General features: G+C 60.4%; 20 protein-coding genes and 2 tRNA genes. 15 read left to right on the top strand and 7 right to left on the bottom strand.

Going from position 1 to position 23,381, the window contains the following annotated elements; genetic code table 11:
- Nucleotides 1-15 precede the first annotated feature (15 nt).
- The 3 genes from aceE to aroA form a co-directional block, all read right to left on the bottom strand.
- On the bottom strand, nt 16-2,694 hold the full coding sequence (gene aceE, locus WC811_RS01675; RefSeq protein ID WP_372640229.1) for a pyruvate dehydrogenase (acetyl-transferring), homodimeric type: 2,679 nt from the start codon (nt 2,692-2,694) through the stop codon (nt 16-18).
- A 465-nt stretch (nt 2,695-3,159) separates the two neighbouring features.
- Nucleotides 3,160-3,795 (bottom strand): (d)CMP kinase, encoded by a 636-nt coding sequence (cmk, locus tag WC811_RS01670; protein WP_372640227.1) that lies wholly within the window; start codon nt 3,793-3,795, stop codon nt 3,160-3,162.
- Complete coding sequence (aroA, locus tag WC811_RS01665) at nt 3,792-5,132, bottom strand: 3-phosphoshikimate 1-carboxyvinyltransferase (protein ID WP_372640225.1); 1,341 nt, start codon at nt 5,130-5,132, stop codon at nt 3,792-3,794. Before aroA ends, cmk begins: the two co-directional genes overlap by 4 nt.
- 235 nt (nt 5,133-5,367) lie before the next feature.
- Between aroA and WC811_RS01660 the strand changes: the two genes are divergently transcribed.
- From WC811_RS01660 to WC811_RS01635, 6 genes are all read left to right on the top strand, one after another.
- A complete protein-coding gene (locus WC811_RS01660) occupies nt 5,368-5,748 on the top strand; it encodes a TIGR02300 family protein (protein ID WP_372640223.1) in 381 nt (126 codons plus the stop codon).
- Nucleotides 5,749-5,842: 94 nt separating this feature from the next.
- Nucleotides 5,843-5,918: transfer RNA gene (locus WC811_RS01655), tRNA-Ala, on the top strand.
- A gap of 140 nt (nt 5,919-6,058) precedes the next feature.
- A complete protein-coding gene (locus WC811_RS01650; protein WP_372640221.1) occupies nt 6,059-8,110 on the top strand; it encodes a carbon starvation CstA family protein in 2,052 nt (683 codons plus the stop codon).
- Nucleotides 8,111-8,113: 3 nt separating this feature from the next.
- Nucleotides 8,114-8,329, top strand: coding sequence for a YbdD/YjiX family protein (locus WC811_RS01645; protein WP_372640217.1), 216 nt, complete (start codon nt 8,114-8,116; stop codon nt 8,327-8,329).
- A gap of 50 nt (nt 8,330-8,379) precedes the next feature.
- Nucleotides 8,380-9,477 (top strand): DUF3089 domain-containing protein, encoded by a 1,098-nt coding sequence (locus WC811_RS01640; protein ID WP_372640215.1) that lies wholly within the window; start codon nt 8,380-8,382, stop codon nt 9,475-9,477.
- Between the two features lie 41 nt (nt 9,478-9,518).
- Nucleotides 9,519-11,336 (top strand): ABC-F family ATP-binding cassette domain-containing protein, encoded by a 1,818-nt coding sequence (locus tag WC811_RS01635; RefSeq protein ID WP_372640213.1) that lies wholly within the window; start codon nt 9,519-9,521, stop codon nt 11,334-11,336.
- A 76-nt stretch (nt 11,337-11,412) separates the two neighbouring features.
- Here the strand turns inward: WC811_RS01635 and pqqA are convergent, their stop codons facing one another.
- Both pqqA and WC811_RS01625 read right to left on the bottom strand, forming a co-directional pair.
- Nucleotides 11,413-11,502 carry a pyrroloquinoline quinone precursor peptide PqqA gene (gene pqqA / locus WC811_RS01630; RefSeq protein ID WP_015598624.1) on the bottom strand — a complete coding sequence of 30 codons (90 nt, stop codon included), beginning with the start codon at nt 11,500-11,502 and terminating at the stop codon, nt 11,413-11,415.
- A 151-nt stretch (nt 11,503-11,653) separates the two neighbouring features.
- Complete coding sequence (locus WC811_RS01625; RefSeq protein WP_372640211.1) at nt 11,654-12,337, bottom strand: hypothetical protein; 684 nt, start codon at nt 12,335-12,337, stop codon at nt 11,654-11,656.
- Nucleotides 12,338-12,594: 257 nt separating this feature from the next.
- On the opposite strand from WC811_RS01625, the gene WC811_RS01620 reads away from it, so the two are divergent.
- Both WC811_RS01620 and WC811_RS01615 read left to right on the top strand, forming a co-directional pair.
- On the top strand, nt 12,595-13,038 hold the full coding sequence (locus WC811_RS01620; RefSeq protein WP_372640209.1) for an Hsp20 family protein: 444 nt from the start codon (nt 12,595-12,597) through the stop codon (nt 13,036-13,038).
- A gap of 144 nt (nt 13,039-13,182) precedes the next feature.
- Entirely contained in the window at nt 13,183-13,473 is a 291-nt protein-coding gene (locus WC811_RS01615; protein ID WP_372640207.1) for a DUF1150 domain-containing protein, read from the top strand.
- Between the two features lie 113 nt (nt 13,474-13,586).
- On the opposite strand, the gene WC811_RS01610 is transcribed toward WC811_RS01615, so the two are convergent.
- A complete protein-coding gene (locus tag WC811_RS01610; RefSeq protein ID WP_372640205.1) occupies nt 13,587-14,561 on the bottom strand; it encodes a complex I NDUFA9 subunit family protein in 975 nt (324 codons plus the stop codon).
- 205 nt (nt 14,562-14,766) lie between these two features.
- Here WC811_RS01610 and WC811_RS01605 point away from each other — a divergent pair.
- The 3 genes from WC811_RS01605 (at nt 14,767) to WC811_RS01595 (ending at nt 19,445) form a co-directional block, all read left to right on the top strand.
- A tRNA-Leu gene (locus WC811_RS01605) sits at nt 14,767-14,852 on the top strand.
- Nucleotides 14,853-15,162: 310 nt separating this feature from the next.
- Complete coding sequence (locus WC811_RS01600) at nt 15,163-16,311, top strand: efflux RND transporter periplasmic adaptor subunit (RefSeq protein ID WP_372640204.1); 1,149 nt, start codon at nt 15,163-15,165, stop codon at nt 16,309-16,311.
- 2 nt (nt 16,312-16,313) lie between these two features.
- The gene (locus WC811_RS01595) at nt 16,314-19,445 is read left to right on the top strand and encodes a multidrug efflux RND transporter permease subunit (RefSeq protein WP_372640202.1); all 3,132 of its coding nucleotides are present in this window, start codon (nt 16,314-16,316) and stop codon (nt 19,443-19,445) included.
- Between the two features lie 21 nt (nt 19,446-19,466).
- Here the strand turns inward: WC811_RS01595 and WC811_RS01590 are convergent, their stop codons facing one another.
- The gene (locus tag WC811_RS01590) at nt 19,467-20,636 is read right to left on the bottom strand and encodes an FAD-dependent oxidoreductase (protein WP_372640200.1); all 1,170 of its coding nucleotides are present in this window, start codon (nt 20,634-20,636) and stop codon (nt 19,467-19,469) included.
- A 55-nt stretch (nt 20,637-20,691) separates the two neighbouring features.
- Between WC811_RS01590 and WC811_RS01585 the strand changes: the two genes are divergently transcribed.
- The 4 genes from WC811_RS01585 (at nt 20,692) to hpxZ (ending at nt 23,249) form a co-directional block, all read left to right on the top strand.
- A complete protein-coding gene (locus tag WC811_RS01585) occupies nt 20,692-21,153 on the top strand; it encodes a MarR family winged helix-turn-helix transcriptional regulator (protein ID WP_372640198.1) in 462 nt (153 codons plus the stop codon).
- A gap of 116 nt (nt 21,154-21,269) precedes the next feature.
- Nucleotides 21,270-21,464, top strand: a complete 195-nt coding sequence (locus WC811_RS01580; protein WP_372640196.1) for a DUF4089 domain-containing protein — start codon at nt 21,270-21,272, stop codon at nt 21,462-21,464.
- Nucleotides 21,461-22,858: an AtzE family amidohydrolase gene (locus WC811_RS01575; RefSeq protein ID WP_372640194.1), complete on the top strand. Its 1,398-nt coding sequence runs from the start codon at nt 21,461-21,463 to the stop codon at nt 22,856-22,858. Before WC811_RS01580 ends, WC811_RS01575 begins: the two co-directional genes overlap by 4 nt.
- Before the next feature lie 7 nt (nt 22,859-22,865).
- Nucleotides 22,866-23,249, top strand: a complete 384-nt coding sequence (hpxZ, locus tag WC811_RS01570) for an oxalurate catabolism protein HpxZ (protein WP_372640192.1) — start codon at nt 22,866-22,868, stop codon at nt 23,247-23,249.
- Nucleotides 23,250-23,381: the final 132 nt, after the last annotated feature.

Raw genomic sequence — 23,381 nt, 5'->3', positions numbered from 1 at the left:
CGAACCTGTGCGTTGTCAGCTGTGCGCCGGGTTGGGCTTATCGGGATCGATTCCGTATTTGGCGATGGCTTCCGCCACTTTGATCGACGGAATCTTGTTTTCATCCGCCAGCGCCTTGAGCGCGGAAATCGTCACGAAGTGGCGGTCGACCTCGAAAAAGTATCTGAGCGTCCGGCGATAATCTGACCGTCCGAAGCCGTCTGTTCCGAGCACGGAATATCGGTTCGGCATCGATGGGCGGACCTGATCGGCATAGAGCTTCATGTAATCGGTCGACGCGATCACGGGGCCTTCGCCGCGCTCTGATATCTTTTGCGTCACGTAGGGCACGCGTGGCGTCTCGGTCGGATGCAGCAAATTCCAGCGTTCCGCGTCGCGGGCTTCGCGGGCAAGCTCCGTGAAACTCGTGACGCTCCAGATGTCCGCCACCACGCCCCAATCGTCCTGCAGCAGATCCGCTGCCGCGATGACTTCACGCAAAATCGCGCCCGAGCCCATGAGCTGAACCTTGTGCCCCTTCGCCCCCTTCGGCGCCTCGCGGAAGAGATACATCCCCTTGATGATCCCATCCTCGACACCGTCCGGCATCGACGGGTGCTCATAGTTTTCATTGAGCAGCGTCAGATAGAAGAAGACGTCTTCCTGGTCCGTCAGCATACGCTTCAGGCCGTTTTGAATGATAACGGCGACCTCGTAATTGAACGTCGGATCGTAGGAAACGCAGTTCGGCACTGTAGCAGAGAGCAGATGACTGTGGCCGTCCTCGTGCTGGAGGCCTTCACCGTTGAGCGTCGTGCGCCCGGACGTGCCGCCGAGCAGGAAACCGCGCGAGCGTTCGTCACCCGCGGCCCACGCGAGATCGCCGATCCGCTGAAATCCGAACATCGAATAGAAAATGTAGAATGGCACCATCGGCACGTCCGACGTCGCGTAGCTCGTCGCCGCCGCGATCCATGACGCCATGGCACCGGCTTCGTTGATGCCTTCCTGAAGCATCTGACCGGACTTGTCTTCCTTGTAGAACATCAGCTGGTCGGCATCCTGCGGCTTATAAAGCTGCCCGACCTGACTGAAGATGCCGAACTGCCGGAACATACCTTCCATACCGAACGTGCGACTTTCATCCGGCACGATCGGCACGATGCGGTGGCCGAGTTCCTTGTCACGCATCAATGCCGTGAGGATGCGCACGAACGCCATCGTGGTCGAGATCTCGCGGCCGTCCGAGCCCTTGAGCTGCGACTCGAACAGCGAGAGCGGGGGAGCCGTAAGGGAAGCCGACGACTTGCGCCGCCGTTGCGGCAGATATCCACCGAGCTTGTCGCGCATCGCGTGTAGATAATCGTCCTCCGGAGACCCCTTCGGGAATCGAATGAACGATAACTTATCGATCTGTTCGTCGCTGACCGGCACCTTAAAGCGGTCTCGGAATTGCCGTAGCGTACTGACGTCCATCTTTTTGGATGAGTGCGCCAGCATCGTCCCCTCGCCCGCCGAGCCCATGCCGTAGCCCTTGACCGTCTTGGCGAGGATGCAAGTCGGCTGATCCTTGTGCTCTATCGCGTTGGCGTAAGCGGCATAAACTTTAGACGGATCATGCCCGCCGCGCGTCAGCCGCCAAATCTTTTCATCCGACCAGTCTTCGACCAGCGCCGCCGTTTCCGGATAGCGGCCAAAGAAATTCTTGCGAATGAAAGCCCCGTCGCGCGACTTGAAAACCTGATATTCGCCGTCGACACACTCTTCCATCAACTGGCGCAGCTTGCCTGTCGTGTCGCGTGCCAGAAGCTCGTCCCACTGCGAGCCCCAGACGACCTTGAGAACGTTCCATCCAGCACCGCGGAAATTGCGTTCGAGTTCCTGGATGATCTTGCCGTTGCCGCGCACCGGCCCGTCGAGCCGCTGTAGATTGCAGTTGATCACGAAGATCAGATTGTCGAGCTTCTCGCGGCCTGCGAGCGAAATGGCGCCGAGGCTTTCCGGTTCGTCCATCTCGCCGTCGCCGCAGAACACCCAGACTTTCCTGTTCTCGGTATCGGCAAGGCCGCGTGCGTGCAGATACTTGAGAAAACGCGCCTGATAGATCGCCATCAGCGGGCCAAGGCCCATCGAGACGGTCGGGAATTGCCAGAAGTCCGGCATCAGCCAGGGATGCGGATACGATGATAGTCCGTGCCCGCCGACTTCTTGCCGGAAGTTCAAAAGCTGATCTTCGTCGAGCCGGCCTTCAAGAAAGGCGCGCGCGTAAATGCCCGGCGACGAGTGCCCCTGAATGAGAACGAGATCGCCGCCGTGCTGTGCGGACGGAGCATGCCAGAAATGATTGAAACCCGTTTCGTACAACATCGCCGCCGACTGATAGCTCGCGATGTGGCCGCCAAGCTCGGCCGAATCCTTATTTGCGCGAAGCACCATCGCGGCAGCATTCCAACGAACAGCGGACGCAATCCGATGTTCAAGCTCGCGGTCGCCCGGAAGCTTGGCCTCGTCCGCGACGTGGATGGTATTGATGTAGGCCGTGCTCGACGCAAAAGGGATCGCCGCCCCGCTCGCCCGCGCACGCTCCACAACCTCGCCGAGGATGTCGTCGGCGCGCTCCGTCCCTTCGTAGGCAATGACGGACGAGATCGACTCCCGCCAGTCCTGGATCTCGAGATCCTCGGCCTTCAGCGGCTTTTGCTCGTTCTTGCCCATGGCATCCTTTGCTCATCGCTTCGCTCGACGATCCTGTCGAATGAGAGTCCGTGACAACGGGCCGGTTCGCAACAGTCGGAGTCAAAGACGCTTACCACAAACGCCCAGGGACCGCTCCAGCATCCAAAGTGAATTTGGTTATGAAGACCTTCATTTACGACCCGGCAATCCCCTGAAAGTCCAGCCATTCGGCTCGCTGCCCCAAGCCGCGTCGATGCCCATGCGTCCCTTGTCATCCTTAGGTCTACATGCAGACGGTCTCGAAACGGTGTTAGCACCGGTTGCAATCTTCGAAGTGGTGGGAAACGCATTCCCTTTGGCCTATCGCGACGTCGCGAGCTCAGGCACGCTCTCGAAAGACCAAGTTCCCGCGAAAGTCGAGACTGCGGCTGCTTTGACGTCGCAGGATTCCGGTTGGCGGAATAAATCTCGGCATGTGAGGCGGGCGGCCAGTCCAGCCAGCCTTCACGAGCCCGCTATTCTCTCGTGGATCAATCGCATCACCGCCTCGAATGCCTGATCGGCATCAAGTTCAGTCGTATCGAGGTGGAGGGCGTCGCTGGCGGCCAGCATCGGCGCCGCGGAACGGCCGCTATCGCGCGCATCTCGCCGGCGAATATCGGCGAGCAGGTTGTCATACGTCACGTCCTCGCCGCGTCCCATGTGCTCAAGGAAACGTCGCCGTGCTCGCGCCGCGTCGGATGCGGTGACGAAAACTTTGACGCGAGCTTGGGGACAAACGACCGTACCGATGTCGCGGCCATCGAGCACTGCGCCACCATCCTGCAAGGCGAAGGCGCGCTGGTAATCGAGGAGCGCTGCCCGAACCTCGGGAATCTTCGCGACGATCGACGCGGCATCTCCGGCCTGTGGCCCGCGCAACGCCGGATCATCAAGCGTCCCGGCAACGATAGAACGCGCCATCGCCTCAGCCACGGCAACGTCATCGAGATTTCCACCGCCCGCAAGCACATCTCGCGCCACCGCCCGATAGAGCAAACCGGTGTCGAGCCAGGGCAGGCCGAAATGCATCGCGATGCGCCTTGCGAGCGTTCCTTTGCCGGACGCGGCAGGACCGTCGATCGCGATGATCAATGTCATCTGCCAACCTCGTCGAAACGCGCTCCGAGCATCTCCATGATTGGTCGGAACTCGGGAAAACTCGTTGCGATCATGGTCGCATCGTCGACCACAATCGGCGCATCGCTCGCAAGTCCCGCGGTAAGGAATGCCATCGCAATGCGGTGATCGAGATGTGTCGCGACGATGCCGCCGCCCTTGAGAGCCCCGATGCCAACGACCGTCAGCGTATCGCCGTCGACGTGCACGGTCGCGCCGTTCGCTGCGAGGCCAGCGGCCGTTGCTTGTAAACGGTCGCTCTCCTTGACCTTCAACTCCGCCAGTCCGTCCATGCGCGTTTCCCCTTCGGCGAATGCCGAGATCGCCGCCAGCACGGGGTATTCATCGATCATCGACGGCGCACGATTGGCCGGAACGCGAACGCCCTTGAGGCGCGAAGCCCTGACGCGAATGTCCGCAACCGGCTCGCCGCCTTCTTCGCGCACGTTCTCGAACGTCACGTCGCCGCCCATTTCCTGCAGCGTCAGATAAAGCCCTGTCCGCGTCGGGTTGATCAGCACACCCTCGATCGTTATGTCGGAACCCGGAACGATCAGCGCCGCAGCGGTAAGGAACGCAGCCGACGACGGATCGCCCGGAACCAGAATATCCTTGCCCGAAAGCTCGGCATCGCCGTCGACGGTAATATGCGTCTCTTCACCCTTGGCTTCGGTCGCGACGGCAGCGCCGAAATGCCGGAGCATCCGCTCGGTATGATCGCGCGTCGGTTCACGCTCGATGACGGTCGTTTTCCCCGCGGCATGGAGCCCTGCAATCAGAACGGCGCTCTTCACTTGCGCCGACGGAACGGGAAGCCGGTAGACGATCGGCATCAGTTCGCTCGTGCCGCGCAGCGTCAGCGGCAGCGTTTCCTTGCCGGGTTCGAGGATTTCAAGGCCCATCTCGACCAGCGGCCCCAGCACCCGGCGCATCGGCCGCCGCGACAGCGAAGCGTCGCCGGTCATCGTCACGGTCATCGGATGTCCCGCGAGGACGCCCATCATCAGCCGCGTTCCAGTGCCGGAATTCCCGAAATCGAGCGGCCCGTCCGGCGTCCGCAGACCGCCGACGCCCCGCCCCTTCACTTCCCAGATATCGCCCTGCTTCTCGGCGATGGCCCCCAGCGCCACTACGGCCCGCGCGGTATTGATGACGTCCTCGGCTTCGAGAAGGCCCTTAATCCGCGTTGTGCCGGTTGCGAGCGCTCCGAAAATCAGCGCCCGGTGCGAGATCGATTTATCGCCCGGAACCCGGACACGGCCCTTGAGCGGGCCGGCGCGCGAAGCGGAAAGTGGTTGTGATATCGATTCAGCCTTCAAGGCAGACGTTCCAAGCCGTTAAAAATCGGAGCACGCAGCGCATTTTCCGGGAGTTGAGGGCCTGGATAGACACTGTGCCGCGACGCTCTGTCAACGGCACCCGCGGCTCCAGGTCAAGGGGCTCAATCAGAGACGACCTTGACGCATCCCCGCTTCCACCCACTTTTCGTTTTGACAGGCAGCACCGCCTATGGCAGACGGGCTGCCTTGTTTTCCGAGAACCGAGGCACGGCCAATGGCGACCAAGCAAGAGCGCGGGACGAAGCGCACCTGTCAGAATTGCGACGAGCGCTTTTACGATCTGGGGCGCGAACCCATCATTTGCCCATTTTGCGGCACCAAATACGTGATTGCATCGTCTCCGGCGGCTCTCGCGGCTCTGCAGGCCGAGCAGCGCGAGCTTGCGGCCAAGAAAGCCAAGAAGCCGGTGGTCAACGACGACGCAGACGGCGAATTGCCCGCAGTCGAGGGCGAAGAGGCGCTCGCGGACGTCGAAACCGATGATGCCGCCGGCACCGAGGACGATGAGACCTTCCTCGAAGAAGAAGAGGAAGAGGGCGGCGATGTTTCCAACATCATCGGCGGCCCGGCGGGCGAAGGCGACGAAGAGCCCTAGTAAAACCGTCGAACGTCCTTGCAGTTTTGGCGAAGACGACTTATCAGGCGGAACTTCGGCGGGATCCAGCCCCCGCCGCTCTAGAATTGGTTTAGGGGCCATAGCTCAGCTGGGAGAGCGCTTGCATGGCATGCAAGAGGTCAGCGGTTCGATCCCGCTTGGCTCCACCAAATTTTAGATTTGACTGCCTTTAAGTATCGCCGAAGTCGCCGCAGCCCGGACGACCGCTAGCCACCCTCGACAATTTATGTAGTCTTTCCGCTCACTGCGACTTGCGAAGCATAATCGCAAGCGCCATGGGACGGAAACGATGATCAATTTGGGCTCCAAACTCGTTTGGGCTGCTGTCACCATACTCGGCGCTGTTTCGCTTGGCATCGTCGCGTTGTCACGCGGCGAGACGATCAACGCCATCTGGATCGTGACGGCTGCCATTTGCTCCTACGTGCTCGCCGACCGCTTCTACGGGCGCTTCATCGCGGACAAAGTGCTGCGCCTCGATCCCACTCGTTCGACTCCCGCTCAGCGCTTCAACGACGGCCTCGATTATTGCCCGACTGACAAAACCGTCCTGTTCGGCCACCACTTCGCGGCGATCGCGGGCGCCGGCCCCCTCGTCGGACCGGTTCTCGCCGCCCAGATGGGATATCTGCCCGGAACGCTTTGGCTGATTGTCGGCGCGGTTTTCGCAGGCGCCGTCCAGGATTTCGTCGTGCTCTGGGCTTCCGTGCGGCGCGACGGCCGCTCGCTCGGCGAAATGATCCGCAGCGAGCTAGGCGAGGTTGCAGGCACCATCGCCATGATCGGCGTCTTGATCATCATGGTGATCCTGCTCGCCGTGCTCGCGCTCGTCGTCGTCAAAGCACTGATACACAGTCCTTGGGCGACCTTCACCGTGGCGATGACCATCCCGATCGCCGTGCTCATGGGCGCCTACGGCCGCTACGTCCGGCCCGGACGCATCGGCGAGATGTCACTGATTGGCCTCGTGTTGCTGATGGCGTCGCTCGTTTTCGGCCGCCACGTCGCCGCAGACCTGACCCTCGCGCCGTTGTTCGATTATTCAGGCGAGCGGCTTTCGATGATGCTGATCGCCTACGGCTTCATCGCCTCCGTACTTCCCGTTTGGGCGCTTCTGGCGCCCCGCGACTATCTTTCGACCTTTCTGAAAATCGGCACGATCGTCGGATTGGCGCTCGGGATCTTCATCGTTCTGCCAGACCTGAAAATGCCTGCCGTAACGAAGTTCGTCGACGGCACCGGACCGGTCTTCTCCGGCAATCTCTTCCCGTTCCTGTTCATTACGATTGCCTGCGGTGCGATCTCCGGCTTTCACGCCCTTATCTCATCTGGCACCACGCCGAAGATGCTCGACAACGAGTCCGATGCTCGCATGATCGGCTATGGCGCGATGCTGATGGAAAGCTTCGTCGCCATCATGGCGATGGTCGCGGCGACGACCCTCGACCCCGGCGTTTATTTCGCGCTGAACAGCCCCGCCGCGCTCATCGGCACATCGCCCGAAACTGCGGCAGCGGCCATCTCCGGCTGGGGCTTCGCCATCACGCCGGAAGCACTAAGGCAAGTCGCATCCGACGTCGGTGAAGCAAGCATTCTTTCACGCACTGGCGGCGCGCCGACACTCGCCGTCGGCATGGCCGAAATTCTCTCGAACGCTGTCGGGGGCAAAGCGCTGATGGCCTTCTGGTATCACTTCGCCATCCTGTTCGAGGCGCTATTCATCCTGACGACCATTGACGCCGGAACGCGCGTCGCCCGCTTCATGATCCAGGATCTCATCGGCACCGTCGCACCGGCCTTCAGATCGACCAAATCCTGGACCGCCAATATCCTCGCGACCGCTATAGCAGTCTCAGCCTGGGGTTATTTTCTCTACCAAGGCGTCGTCGATCCGCTTGGCGGCATCAACACGCTCTGGCCGCTGTTCGGCATATCCAATCAGATGCTCGCCTGCATCGCACTGGCGCTCGGCACGGTGGTCCTTTTCAAGATGAAGCGCGAGCGCTACGCCTGGGTGACGCTCGCCCCCGCGACGTGGCTCGGCATCTGCACGCTGACCGCCGGTTGGCAAAAGCTGTTCAGCGATAATCCTGCCATCGGCTTTCTCGCCCACGCGGAAAAATTCGAAGCCTCGCTGGCAGCAAGCCAAATTCTGGCGCCAGCCAAATCGATCGCGGACATGCATCGCATCGTCTTTAACGACTACGTCAACGCCACGCTGACGGGTATCCTCGTAACATTGGTCATCGTAATGGCCGCCTTTGGCGGGGTCGCAATCTGGAAGGCACTCGCCGATCCCAGTATCTCGGCACGCGAATCCGCCATTATCCCCGCGGAGTGATTTATGCGTCAGACCAAAACCGACTCGCTGCTCAAATTCGCCCGCAGCCTCGCGAAAACAGCACGATTGATGGTCGGCGTCCCCGACTATGACGCTTACGTCGCGCACCGGCGCTCGCGCCACCCCGGCGAGCCCGTCATGAGCTACGAAGACTTTTTCCGCGAACGGCAGTTAACTCGCTACGACGAGGGCAGCGGTAAAATCAACCGCTGTTGTTAATGACATTTCCCCGTGCAAATAACTGTATGTTGAGCACGGGGGAGGCAAACATGAGGTTCTGGCGCGGTCTTGTTGGACTTCTCTTGCTGTGCCTATCGCTGCCGCCGGTCATGGCCGCAGAATTGAAACTGCGCCCGCCGGCGAAACCATTCTCAGCATACCCCATACCGCCTGCTCCCGACTATGCGGACCGAGCAAGTTGGGCGGTTTGGCCTGGCAAGCCAAGCTCCGCAGATGTCATTCCGTCAGGAATCGACGGCACGATCCCTCGCGCTCCGAAAGCCGATGTATTCTTCATCCATCCGACGACGTTCCTCGACAATTCGTCTTGGAATGCAGCGTTCGACGCGGGTGGCTTTACAGAAACTCAGCTTGACCAGGGCGTTCTTCGCCATCAGGCGAGCGCCTTCAACGGATGTTGCCGAATCTACGTTCCGCGCTACCGGCAGGCGACGCTCAGCGCGTTCCTCACTCCGAGTGATGATGCAAATAAAGCTTTCGACCTCGCGTATTCCGATGTTCTGCGTGCGTTCGATTACTTCATCGCTCACGCCAACAATGGCCGTCCCTTCATTATCGCGAGTCATAGCCAAGGTTCGTTGCACGCGACGCGGCTGCTGCAAGACCGCATTCTCCGAAATCCCAAGCTGAAGAGACGTTTGGTCGCCGCGTACATCATCGGGGCGTCGTTGCCCGAAGCGGTGAACGTCGGAATTCCCGTTTGCGAAAGTGCCCGCGAAACGGGCTGCATCGTCGATTGGAATACGACCGCGAACCACACCATCCTGGCGCTTGGCAGCCGACGCATGATCACGTTCTACGACGGAAAATACAATCTCGTCGGCAGCGAGAGGTGGCTATGCGTGAACCCACTTTCTTGGGACCGCAAAACCGTTTCGGTGCCATCGGCGAACAAAGCGGCGCTGCCGAGCGGCAAGCCCGGAGAGCCGCTGCTGCCCGTCGTCGCAGGCCTCACCGGCGCCCGCTGTGACCGCGACAGATTGGTCGTCAGCATTCCCGTTTCGAAGCGAAAAGGCTTTCGCGACCCAATGAGCGTGTTCGGGAGTTACCACAACCAGGATTACAATCTTTTTTACGGTAGCATCCGCCAGAACGCGATCGATCGTGTCACGGCCTACACGAAGTAGTTGAGGTTGATCGGCCAGCCGCTTGCCGCTACGAGGGGGCCATGGCACCTCCTCTCATTACCCTCAAGGACATCAACCTGACGTTCGGCGGCACGCCGTTGCTCGAAGGCGCGGAATTGACGGTCGCGCCCGGCGATCGTATCTGCCTCGTCGGCCGCAACGGTTCCGGCAAGTCGACGCTTCTGAAAATCGCGGCGGACTTGGTCGAGCCCGATCGTGGCGAACGCTTTGCGCATCCCGCCGCCAGCATACGCTATCTGCCGCAGGAAGCGGACTTCACGGGCTTCGAGACGGTCCGCGCCTTTGTCGAAGCTGGCCTCGGCCCGACCGACGATCCTTATCAGGCGGAATATCTCCTAGCCGAGCTTGGCCTGTCAGGAGATGCCGATCCGAGCAGTCTCTCAGGCGGCGAAGCTCGCCGTGCCGCTCTGGTGCGCGTGATCGCGGCCAAGCCTGACGTTCTGCTTCTCGACGAGCCGACGAATCATCTTGATCTGACCGCCATCGAATGGCTTGAAGCAACGCTCCTCAAAAGCCGCTCCGCCCTCCTGCTGATCAGCCACGATCGCCGCTTTCTCGAAACACTGTCGCGCGCGACCGTCTGGCTCGATCGCGGCAAGACGAGGCGTCTGGAACAGGGCTTCGGCGCTTTCGAAGATTGGCGCGACAAGGTGCTCGAAGAGGAAGAAATCGAGCGACATAAGCTCGACCGCAAGATCGTCCGCGAAAACCAGTGGATGCACGGCGGCGTCACCGGGCGGCGAAAACGCAACGTACGACGCGTCCGTGAATTGCGTGCCATGCGCCAGGAAGTTCGCGAGCAAAGGCATGTCGTCGGCAGCGTTCGCCTGGACGCCTCGGAAGGAAGCCTCTCGGGGAAGCTTGTCGTCGAAGCGACCGGCATCGGCAAAAGCTATGGCGAAGCCGACATCATCTCCGGCCTCGATCTTCGCGTCATGCGCGGCGACAGGCTGGGGATCGTCGGCCCGAACGGTGCCGGCAAGACGACACTGATCAAATTGCTGACAGGCGAGATTACGCCGGATCGCGGCACCATCCGCCACGGCGCCAATCTCGAAATCGTGGCGCTCGATCAGCGTCGCGACGAACTCAATCCGAATTGGACCGTCACGGACGCGCTAACGGGCGGGCGCGGCGATCAAGTCATCATCAACGGCAAGGCCCGCCACGTCGCGAGCTATATGCAGGACTTCCTTTTCCTGCCCGAACAGCGGCTCTCGCCGATCCGCGTCCTCTCCGGCGGCGAGCGGGCGCGGCTGATGCTGGCGCGCGCGCTTGCAAAGCCTTCGAACGTTCTCATCCTCGACGAGCCGACGAACGATCTCGACCTCGAAACGCTCGATCTGCTGCAGGAACTGCTGTCGGATTATCCAGGTACGCTTTTACTCGTCAGCCATGACCGCGATTTCCTCGATCGCATCGTGACGAGTGTATTGGCGCCCACCGGGAATGGTCATTGGACTGAATACGCCGGCGGATATTCCGATATGCTCGCCCAGCGCCAAGGCGATGAACTGCGAAAGGATCAGAAACCTTCCGCCGCCGCGGCATCGCAAAAAACGTCCAGCTCGAACGCCGCCACCGCGCCTGCAAAGCAGAAATTGTCATTCAAGGACAAGCATGCCCTTTCGTCACTCCCGGGCCAGATTGCCAAGCTCGAGTCGGAAATCGAAAATCTAGCTTCAAAGCTGACGGACGCCGACCTCTTTACACGCGATCGTGAAGCCTTCGACAAAATCAGCGCGCGTCTGCAAGAAGCGCAGCAACAGCTCGAAACCGCAGAAACACTTTGGCTGGAACTCGAGGAAAAGCGCGAATCCATCGAAACCACCGGCTGAGCGTCGCGCCAATAAAAAGCGGCGGGCGAGAACCTCGACCGCCGCTCAAGTTCGATCTAAGTCGACATCATCTCGTTTAGATGACGTCGATCTCAGCCGGGAGATAGCTCGTCACTTCGAGACCAACTTCCTGCTCGCGAACTTCAGGCTTCGACCACGTCTTCATGGGTTCCTCCAAGAGTGATTAGTCCACGCTTCACAACGGGAGCTTCGTATATCTGTCAAATAAGAGGGGCCAATCGTATTTACGATACCCACTCATAAGCGCGCCTAATAACAATATAACACTTCGCGCCTGCGAATGATTATTTCGAGCCTTATTGTTTCGCAGCCCATTGATCTTTCACTTCATCGCACCGCTTCGTAATGAACGTGTTCACTTCTTCGACAATAGAACCCGAGAGGATGTTCACGGTATTGTCAGCGGCCGTCGCCGTCCAAAGCGCGCTCTTGATCAGGGTTGGAGCTTCGATCTTACCCCAGTGCGCCACGGCTTTAACCGCCTTGCCGTTCTCGAACATCACAGTCGGCGTCAGTTCGAATGAGAAATCGGTCGCCCCACTCTTCTCGCTCGCGATCGAGCACGTCACGGTGTTCTTGGCGAATTGGATTTCTGCCTTGGGCTCGGTCATCGCCTTCACGAGGTCCTGACGCTTGATGCTCAGATCCGTAGAGCAATGCGCTCCGTCATACGGCCACGACACCTTGACCTTCCCGACGAGCTTCACGAGCTGCTCTTTCCGCCAGCTCTTCACCACATGACAGGCGATGTCGCCGACAGACGCATCTTTCGAATGAAAGGCCCGGCACAGGTCGACCTTGCAGGCTTTTCTCGCCTCTTTCTCGGCTATCTCCTCCGGCGTCAGCGGACCGTCCGGATCGCCGAGAACCGAGCCTGAATCCGACGCCGGTTTGGCCGGCTCTTCGGCAACCGCCGGCTGGATCGCCAAAAGGGAGAGAAAAGCAAAGGTCGAGGCAACGAGGGCGGAAACCGACTTCATGATGTCCTCACGCGGAAACGGAGCTAAACGGCCGTGCCTATTGGCGTCCGAGACGGGCAGCACTAAGGCGGAATTCCGGATTTTCCTTCTTTTTCGCAGCCTGAGGCGCCCGCGACACGCCTGCCCCATCCTGCAGCTTGAAGAGCGGTCACCGGTTCCCATATCTTCATCAAATCGCCGGGCAGTTCTGACGGCGAGGCGGATGGCCGAAAGGCATTCGGAAAAAGGAAGTTGGTCGCTTGCTTAAGGACCTTCAAATGACGCGTTTAACGGCACTTTCGAACCCCCTGCTCCTGGGATTTGAGGAAATCGAGCGCTTGGTCGACCGCGCCACCAAAGGTGGGGACGGTTATCCTCCGTACAACATCGAAAGGATCGCCAAGGATGGCGAGTCCGGAGAACTCTTGCGTATCACCCTGGCGGTGGCCGGGTTCACGCGCGGCGAGCTTGAGATCACGCTCGAAGACAAGCAGTTGACGGTTCGCGGCAAGCAACAGGACGACAAGGCTCGCGACTATCTCTACCGGGGCATCGCATCCCGGCAGTTTTCGCGGACGTTTGTCCTCGCCGACGGCATTGAGGTCAAGAGCGCCGAACTCGCCAATGGCCTGCTAGCCGTCGATCTTCAACGACTTGAACCGGAACGCCTCGTACGGCGAATTGAGATCGGGACGACCCAGCCAATCAAAAGCCGCCCCTGAGCTGAGTCTTTCACGTCACAGCGCCGGCGACCGAATCGTCGGAGGATCGGAGCAGACGAGCAGATCGGGAGGCCCGCTTAAAAAGGCCATGAATTCCCGGACTAGCTATGAGAGCCCGGCCTCGACACAAGGAGGAAGAGCGTCATGAATACCAAGACCACTACGGCTAAAAGCACCGACATGCACGACATCATCGCACCCGTCATGAGCGAACTGGAACTCGCTCGGCTTGGCGGTGGCGAGGTGGCTTACATCAAGACGTTGACCTCGGCCGAAGCTCTGGAGATGTTTCCCCAGATCGAAGGCTTGCCGAAGGGCATCGCCCTCTTCTCGCTGCACGCGGCCGACGGTACGCCAATTGCGCTGACCGACACGCTGCAAGCTGCGATCGGACACGCTGAGGAAGATGAGTTGTCGATCGCACCGCTTCACTGACGACCGCCGCACGCATGGCGCTCATCGTCGGCCGAACTCGGTGATTTTTGGAGAGCCGCCCAATCAAGTGGGCGGCTCTTGGTTATTTTACGTCTCCGAACGCGCAGCCCCAATCACGGATGATAGTGAGCGTACTGGCCCTTCGCCTTGAAGCGCTCCAAATAGGCGGGAACAATCCCGTCGATCGATGCGGGCCGCGCGACATCGAGCGCCGCAATCGTCCGGCCGTCACGCTTCGCCTCCTCGGAGACGACGTTATCCGATTGCAACAACCGGACCTGATCGACGGTCATCGGCCGAAGCGCGTTCGGCAAGGGCGCCGTCAGCGCGGCCATCAGCTTTGCCATCCAGAACGGAATGGGCAGCAAAAGCCGCTTCCTATCGGAATATTCGAGCGTCGCCTTGAGAAGATCCCGGAAGCTCGACACCTCGGGACCGCCGATCTCGTACACCGTGCCCGAATCTCCGGTGCCGGTCGCGGCAGCGGCGGCCGCATGTCCGACATCACCGACGAACACCGGTTGAAACTTCGTATGGCCCCCGCCGATGAGCGGCAAAAATGGGCTGATCCGCGCCATCGCCGCGAACCGGTTGAAGAACTCGTCTTCCGGACCGAACACGATCGAGGGACGAAGCACGATGGCCGACGAAAACGCGGCAAAGGTCGCCTCCTCGCCGAGAGCCTTCGTCTGCGCGTACTTCGCCGCCGAATTCTTATTGGCGCCGATAGCGGAGATGTGAACGAGGCGCGCAGCACCCGCTTCCTTCGCGGCCTTCGCTACCCGCCCGGCGCCGTCGGCATGGACAGCCCCGAAGCTCTGGGCGCCCGTCGGCGCCAAAATCCCGACCGCGTTTATGACGACGTCCGCGCCCTCGACGGCCCGCGCGACCGAATCCGCAAATCTCAAGTTCGCCTGCACGGGATAGATTTGCCCGACGACGCCCATGGGTTGCAGATAGCCCGCGAGATCCGGCCTCCTCACAGCCGCGCGGACGCGATAGCCCTTTCGCGCCAACGACCACACGATATAACGCCCGACGAACCCGGAACCACCGAAAACCGTCGCCAGCTTGCCGTTCCCTGCCATTCGAAACCTCGCTGCAGCCACCAGGCGGGATTGAGCCGCCAGACTCGGATCTAGCCTCACATCTAGCGAGCCCAAGCGACGCTGTGAAGCATGCCAAGTGGCGCTGGCCCGGCATCGAACCCGGCAAATGCGTCCTCAAGACCTCGTAGGCCTACATCGGCACGCAATTGACTTCCGCGTCCGTACAATTTACCTGACAGGCCAAGCCCAGATGGCGGAATTGGTAGACGCACTGCTTTCAGGTAGCAGCGCTCACAAGGCGTGGAGGTTCGAGTCCTCTTCTGGGCACCATAATCGACCCATTGTCGCTAGTTCCGTCGTGTTATCGACGGACTAGTTTAGGCTCCGCAATTTGCGGAGCGTCCTACCTGACCAGTTACATCCGGAAGTTCCATTAGGCCCGGGACGCACCCACCTCCATTGGAGGGGCTTCACGATTTCGTAAGCGCGTCCTACGCCCCTAAATTCTGATCCGTAAATCGACCAAATCGGCACCGCCTCATCGACGGAAAGCGAAGCGCCGGTCGTTGGCCATTACGGTGCCAGATCTGTCGAGCCAGTGAGGCGCGTTCGTTTGACGGTGTTACGTTCGGGGGGATCGATGGCACGCATGCACTGGGGACTTTTCGCCGCCGCGGCCGTGGCAGCACTGGCATGGTGGCAGGGTGGTCCGTTGTTATCGTCCTTGAAGGGCGGCAGTGCCTCCACAAAGCAAGGCGCTGCGAAGTCTGGACCGATACCGGTGACCGTAACGGAGGTCAAGCGCGCGGACTTTCCGGTCTACCTGCTTGGCCTCGGGACGGTACAGCCCTATCGGACCGTCACCATACGCAGTCGCGTCGACGGCCAGATCACAAAAGTCTCATTCAAGCAGGGCCAGATGGTGAAACAGGGCGATCCGCTGATCGAGATCGACCACCGGCCCTATCAAGCGGCCCTCGATCAAGTCAAGGCGAAGAAGCAGCTCGACCTGGCAACCCTCGCGAATGCCCAGAAGGACCTTGAGCGTTATCAAAAAGCAGGAACTCTCGCCAATTCCCAGCAGCAGATCGATACACAAGAGACGCTCGTCGCGCAGCAACAAGCGCAAATCGCCGGCGACGACGCAGCCATCGAGAGTGCGCAGACGCAGCTCGACTATACGACTATCGCATCTCCGCTCACCGGAAAAATCGGATTTCGCACAGTGGATCCCGGCAACATCGTTCACGCTGCCGACCAGACGGGCATCGTCTCAATTGTCCAATTGTCACCGATCTCCGTTGTGCTGACGGCTCCTGAAGAAAAAATACCCAAGATCAATGCAGCGCTGGTAGCCGGAGTCGTGCCCGTCGATGCTTTCACCTCCGACGGTCTAAAGACACTGGCGCAAGGCCATCTCGCCTTCATTGACAATTCGGTGGCGGCGGCGACCGGCACCATCGGCATGAAGGCGACGTTCCAGAATGACGATCAGGCCCTCTATCCTGGCTTATCCGTCGCGGCGCAGACGCTGATTGAAACGCTGAAACAAGCCGTCGTCGTACCGGAGGGCGTCGTTCAGCATGGCCCCGACGGTCTATTCGCCTTCGTTGTCGGAGCAGACAATACCGTCTCGGTGAAGCCCATCAAGGTCGGCCATACCGGCGTCGGCGAAGCGGTCGTCAGTGACGGTCTCACCGAAGGGCAAAAGGTCGTCTTGGACGGCCAATATCGCTTGGTGGCGGGCTCCAAGATCCAAGCAACCGAAGCGACGGCGGGCGTGAACTGACCATGGCGATCAGCATCTCCGAGCCATTCATTCGCTATCCGATCGGAACTTCGCTTTTGATGGCGGGGATCGTCTTTGTCGGCATCATCGCTTATCCGAAATTACCGGTGTCGCCGTTGCCCCAGGTGGATTTTCCGACCATCCAGGTCACCGCGACATTGCCCGGCGCCGATCCGAGCACGGTCGCATCGTCGATCGCACAGCCGCTCGAAACGCAGTTCGCCCAGATACCGGGCGTGACGCAGATGACATCGTCGAGTTCGCTCAACTCGGCGTCGATTACAATTCAGTTCGATCTCGATCGCAACATCGACGCCGCCGCCAACGATGTGCAGTCGGCCATCAACGCAGCGGGCGGGCAGTTGCCGAAAAATTTGCCCAACCCGCCGAGCTATCGGAAGGTCAACCCGGCCGACTCTCCCATCCTTCTGCTCGGCGCGACTTCCGACACATTGCCGCTGACCGAAGTCGACGACAACGTCGAGGCCAAGCTCGCCCAAACGATCAGCCAGATTGCCGGCGTTGCACAAGTCTCGATCGGCGGGCAGCAGAAGCCGGCCATTCGCGTTCAACTCGACCCCGCCAAGCTCGTCGCTAAGGGCTTGTCGATGGAGGACGTTCGGGCGGCGCTCGCGGCGCAGACGGTCAATACCGCCAAGGGTTCGATCAACGGCGACAAGCGCGCGTATACGATCTACGCCAATGACCAGCTGCCGAATTCCAAGGATTGGAACGACGCGGTCATAGCCTATCGCAACGGCATGGCGCTGCGTGTCAGCGACGTCGGAACGGCTGTAACTGGTCCGCAGGATTCGAGACAGGCGGCCTGGGCCGACGGCAAGCGCGGTGTTTTTCTCGTCATCTTCAAGCAGCCCGGCGCCAACGTCATCGAGACTGTCGACAGGATCATGACGGCGCTGCCGAAGCTCTCCCTGGCTATGCCGCCTGCGATCAAAGTCTCAGTCTTGAGCGACCGAACGCAAACGATACGCGCCTCCGTCCACGACGTGCAGTTTACGCTCATGCTGACGATCGCCCTCGTCGTCATGGTCATCTTCATTTTCTTGCGCAACTTCTGGGCGACGGTCATTCCAAGCGTAACTGTTCCTTTGGCGCTGCTTGGCACCTGCGGCGCGATGTGGCTCGCCGGATATAGTCTCGACAATCTGTCCCTCATGGCGCTGACGATCTCGGTCGGATTCGTCGTCGACGACGCCATCGTCATGCTGGAGAATATCACCCGCTATATCGAGGAAGGCGAGACGCCGATGGCCGCCGCCATCAAAGGCTCGCGCGAGATCGGCTTTACGATTCTCTCTATCAGCATATCGCTGGTTGCCGTGCTCATTCCGCTGCTTCTGATGGGCGGCATCGTCGGTCGGCTTTTCCGCGAATTTTCTGTCACTCTGGCGATGACGATCTTCATTTCGGCATTCGTATCGCTGACGCTGACGCCGATGATGGCGTCGCGATTTCTAAAGAGCGAGCACGACCAAAAGCACGGCCGGCTCTACCAAATCAGCGAAAAATGGTTTGACGCCCTGCTCAACGGCTACGCGCGCGGACTCGACGTCGTTCTGAAATACAGGTTCGCGACGTTCTGCGTGTTTCTCGGCACGCTCGTGCTCTCGGTCTATTTGTTCGCAATTATTCCGAAGGGCTTCTTCCCGCAGCAGGACACCGGTTTGATTACCGGTCAGTCCGAGGCGGCGCAGGATATTTCCTTTGCCTACATGGTGCGGCACCAGCAGATTCTCGGTGATATCGTCCGCAAGGATCCCGACGTGGCGCACGTGGCAATGTCCATCGGCGGTAGCAGCGCCCTAAACTCCGGCCGCATGTACATCACCCTCAAACCCGGCGAGGAACGGCATGCGTCCGCCGATCAGATCATCGCGCGTCTGCAAGCTCAACTCGCGAAGGTGGAAGGCGCCAAGCTATTTCTACAGGCGTCGCAAGACCTGAATGTCGGCGGTCGTTCGTCGAAGACCCAGTATCAGTTCACGTTGCAAAGCTCGGACCTCAACGAACTCAATACCTGGGCTCCGAAACTCCTTGCAAAAATGAAGAGCCTTCCCGAGCTACGCGACGTCGCCACGGACCAGCAGACCAACGGAACGACTCTCACAGTCACCGTCGACCGAAACCAGGCCGCCCGCTATGGCATCACGCCTGATCTCATCGATGCGACGCTCTACGATGCCTTCGGTCAAAGACAGATCGCGCAGTATTTTACCCAAATCTCGACCTACGAAGTGATCATGGAAGTCTTGCCGCCGCTTCAGGGTGACGTCGGCACGCTCCAGAAGATTTTCCTCACCTCCCCGACCACCGGCGGACAGGTTCCGCTTTCCGTTTTCGCAAGGTGGACGACGGATAACGTCAAGCCGCTATCGATCAGCCACCAGGGGCAGTTCCCAGCGGTCACGTTGAGCTTCAATCTCGCGCCCGGGGTAGCCCTTGGCGAAGCTACGGCCGCCGTTGCTCTGGCTGAAGCCGAGATCGGACTACCAGCGACGATCAACTCGACGTTCCAAGGCAATGCGCAGGCGTTCCAGGCTTCCCTTTCGACGGTGCCGATGCTGATCGTCGCGGCGCTGATCGTTGTCTATCTCATTCTCGGAATGCTCTATGAGAGCTACATCCACCCATTGACGATACTTTCGACGTTGCCCTCGGCGGGCGTCGGCGCCATCGCAACCTTGATGCTGTTCGGTTTCGACTTCAGCTTGATCGCCCTGATCGGCATCATCCTGTTGATCGGCATCGTGAAGAAAAACGGCATCATGCTCGTCGATTTCGCGATTGCGGCTGAGCGCGATCTTCAGATGAGTCCAGTCGACGCCATTCGCAGGGCGTGCCTGCTACGCTTCCGGCCCATTCTTATGACGACCATGGCAGCGCTCCTCGGCGGCGTGCCGTTGATGCTCGGCACGGGGACGGGCTCGGAAATTCGCCAGCCGCTCGGGTATGCGATTGTCGGTGGTCTTCTCGTCAGCCAGATACTGACACTCTACACCACGCCCGTCATTTATCTCTATCTCGAAAGTTTCTCGCGCTGGCTAAGCGGGTTCTCTTCCTCTCCGCCCGCCGGAGAAGCTCCAATCGAAGGCGGACTACCGTCCAAGCACTAAGGCCTCGGACTTCGATTGGAATCAGTGGCGACTGTCTCTCAATACGGCCTCTATGTGCCCCATCCGCTCCCGATACATCGCGAGCGTCTCCGCAAGGCTATCGTGCGATAAGAATGTCGCCGCGGCATCCGCCGATTCCCTCGCCGATTCTTCGACACGTTCGAACATGTCGTTCTCGAAGGCGGTGACCGACGTGAACACATCCGTTCCGTCGACAAGCCGTTGCGCGAGGCACGCCGCGTCAAGCAACGCCGCATTGACCCCTTCGCCACCGAACGGCGGCATCACATGCGCGGCGTCGCCGATCAGCGTCAACCCCAGGCGATGGGTCCAACGATGACCGGCCGGCAACGCATGAATTTGCCGCGCGACGATGGTATCGTTAGCAGCGCGGAACAGGTCGGTGATCTCTTCTGCGAAGTCGCCGAACTCACGCAACAGTTCCGTACGGACCAATTCGGGTGAGGCGAAATCGAAGCGCCGCTCAGCCCAGTCGGCGGGCACGCGGAAAATCGCATAACCGCGCACATGCGCATGACCGTTGCGTTGTGCGATGATCTCGCGACCCTCGCCGATAACGCCGACCTTGCCGCGACCGACCAGTTTGGACAACGCGGGAAAGCGCCGATCGATATCGTCGATGCCGAATTCTATGAATGTCAGACCGGTATATTGCGGCTTGTATGGCGACAGCAACGGGCGCACGCGGGACCATGCGCCGTCCGCGCCGACAACGAGATCGAACGGTCCCTCGCTGTGGTCGCCGACGACGATAGTCCACTTACCCTCTCCGGCGGGCGACACGTCGCGAACGACGCTATCCCAACGCACGCAACCGGGCGGCAATGCATTCAGGAGAAGATTGCGCAGTGCCGAACGATCGATCTCTGGACGCTCGCCGGCGCCGGTTTCCTCGTATTCGAAATGCACGTGTCCGTTCTGATCGAGAAGCCGATCACCCTGGTCCTCGTAGCGCGCCACCTTGAGGAACGCCTCGGAAAGGCCGGCGCGATCGAGCGCGAGCAGCCCTGACTCCTCATGCAGGTCGAGCGTGCCACCTTGGGGCCGATCAAGCGCATGAGCATCGCGCTCGAACACCGTGGAGGCGATGCCGCGGCTATGGAGGATGCACGCCAGAGCCAGACCGCCCGGACCGCCGCCCACAATAGCGATGCGTGGATGGTTAGACATGAGGTTCGCTCCATGATATGTTAATAGGTACCTATCAACACAAGCATAGCTACCTATGGACCGTCAACTCAAAACCAGCGACTCCCCAAATCCGCTGCGCATCCTCGGACACGCCTATCGCACCTTCTCGCGTATCGTCGACGCTCAGTTGCGTGAACTCGGCCTTGCCATGAGCCAGTTGCCCGTCCTCATCGTGCTCAAGCAGGGCAAACCGCTGCCACAGGCGGAACTCGCACGAATTGCCCGCGTCGAGCAGCCGAGCATGGCGCAGCTGCTCAACCGCATGGAACGTGATGGACTCGTCGAGCGTCTCGCCGATCCTGAGGACAAACGAAGCCGTCTTATCTCGCTGACCGAACGCGCGTCGCGGCGCATGCACAAGGGCAAGGCGATTATGGAGGCGACGGTGAATATCGCGCTACAGGGTTTCAGCACAGCCGAAATCGAGCAACTCGACAAACTGATGCAGCGGATCGACGAAAATCTCGAACGGGCCGCCGAAGAAGGCCATTACTGAGATTTGCCCGCTTTAAACAAAGAAGCGGTGACTCGCAGGCGAAGCGGCCAATCGTCCACTAGACCCGCAGGACGATCGGTCTACGCTCGTCCCCGCAAATAACGCCGGGATGCCCCATGACGTCCGACGAAACCACGCGCTACCTCATCGCCGCGGCTGCCGCCGTCGAGATCGACATCAAGCCGGAGTGGATGCCAAACGTCGCCAGATTTTTCGAGATCGCTCAGGGCATGGCGGCGGAGGTCATCGCCAGCGGGGCGCTCACGGATGCTGAGTCGGCCGCCGTGTTCACACCTTGGGAAAAAGAATGAGCAGCGCGGCCCTGCCGACGAGCGCGCTTGCGATCTCTGCCGCCATTCGCTCAGGCAGCTTGTCGGCGACGGACGTCACGCGCGCGGCTCTCGACCTTGTGTCGGCAAGGGATGGAGAGATCGGTGCATTCACTACCGTTACGGCGGAGCGCGCTCTCAACGAGGCGCAGGCGGTCGATCGTCTACGCGCCGAGGGCAGCAAGCTTGGTCCTCTCGCGGGAGTGCCCTACGGGGTCAAAGATCTTTTTGACATAAAGGGCCTATCGACGCTTGCGGGTTCAAAGATCAACCGCACGCGTCCGCCGGCCGACGCAGATGCCGTCCTTATTCAACGCATGACAGCGGCCGGGGCCATACTTCTCGGCGGCCTCAACATGGGAGAATTCGCCTACGACTTTACCGGCGAGAATGCGCACCATGGCCCATCGCGCAACCCGCTCGATACCAAGCGAATGTCAGGCGGATCGTCAGGCGGATCTGCCGCGGCCGTCGCTGCGGGCTTCCTTCCTCTATCCCTGGGTTCCGATACGAACGGCTCCATCCGGGTGCCGTCGGCGTTTTGCGGACTTTATGGCCTGAAGCCGACGTATGGACGATTACCCCGAACGGGAACGTTTCCATTTTGCGATAGCCTCGATCACCTTGGTCCCTTCGCGCGCACCGTTGGCGACCTCGCCCTTTGCTATGACGTTCTTCAGGGCTGGGACGGCGGTGATGTCGCGTGCGTCGACCGTCCGAGCGAACAGGCGTCTCAGGAACTCGCAAAGGGCGCCACTGGTCTGAGAACCGCGGTCGCCGGTGGCTACTTCCGTCGCGGCGCCGACCCGAGCGCTATCGCAGCGGTCGATCGGGCCGCCCACGCCTTGGGCGCCAGCGAGGAGATCGACATCCCGGATGTCACTCGAGCGCGTGCTGCGGCCTTCCTGATTACCAACGCCGAAGGCAGCGCGCTGCATCTCGATAATCTGCGCCACCGCGCCGAGGATTTCGATCCCGATACGCGCGATCGCTTTCTGGCCGGCGCGATGCTGCCCGCAAGCTGGTATATCGCGGCTCAAAGGTTTCGCCTCCAGTTCGAAGCCGCGATGCGCAAGGTCTTCAGCGAATTCGATATCCTGCTCGCGCCTTCGACGCCCTTCAGTGCGCCGTTGCTCGGCCAGAAAACGATGATGCTTGGCGGCAGCGAGGTTCCGCTGCGCCCGAACATCGGCATATTCACCCAGCCGATTTCTTTCATCGGGCTTCCGGTTGCAGCCGTTCCCGTCCGCGTCGACGGCCCTATGCCCTACGGCGTGCAGGTGATCGCCCGTCCCTGGCGCGAAGATCTTTGCTTGCGCGCCGCAGCCGTCATCGAGGCGGCCGGCGTTGCACACATGACACCGTCTTCGCTTTGAGGGACCGATGGACATCAACCGACCGCACGTGCTCGCCGAAGTAAATGCTCTGTTCGATACCTACGAGAGCGCGCTCGTCACGAACGACATCGCGACTCTTGACGGTCTCTTTTGGGAAAGTCCTCTGGTCGTCCGCTACGGAAACGGCGAAAATCTCTACGGCATCGATGCCCTTCGCGCCTTCCGCGCCGCGCGCGCGACAGGCGACCTTGCGCGCAAGCTGACGCGCACCGTGATCACGACGTTTGGCCATGATTTCGCGACGGCCAACACAGAATACCAGCGCCTCGGCTCGGGCCTCATCGGCCGGCAATCGCAGACATGGTGCCGCCTCGCGCCGGGTTGGCGGATCGTCTCGGCGCATGTGAGCTTTCTGCCACCGCCTCAATAAAAATCCGCACACGCTGCCCAATGGCAAAGCACGCACAATCAGGGCTGTGACGTTTTTGTGCACGCCTCGGCAGAGCATCGCCATTGGCGCTTACCACCGGAACAACAGCCAATACTGATATTTGTCAGCATT

Source organism: Hyphomicrobium sp. (assembly GCF_041659645.1).
GTDB lineage: Bacteria > Pseudomonadota > Alphaproteobacteria > Rhizobiales > Hyphomicrobiaceae > Hyphomicrobium_B.
This window is presented reverse-complemented; position numbering and strand designations above follow the sequence as displayed.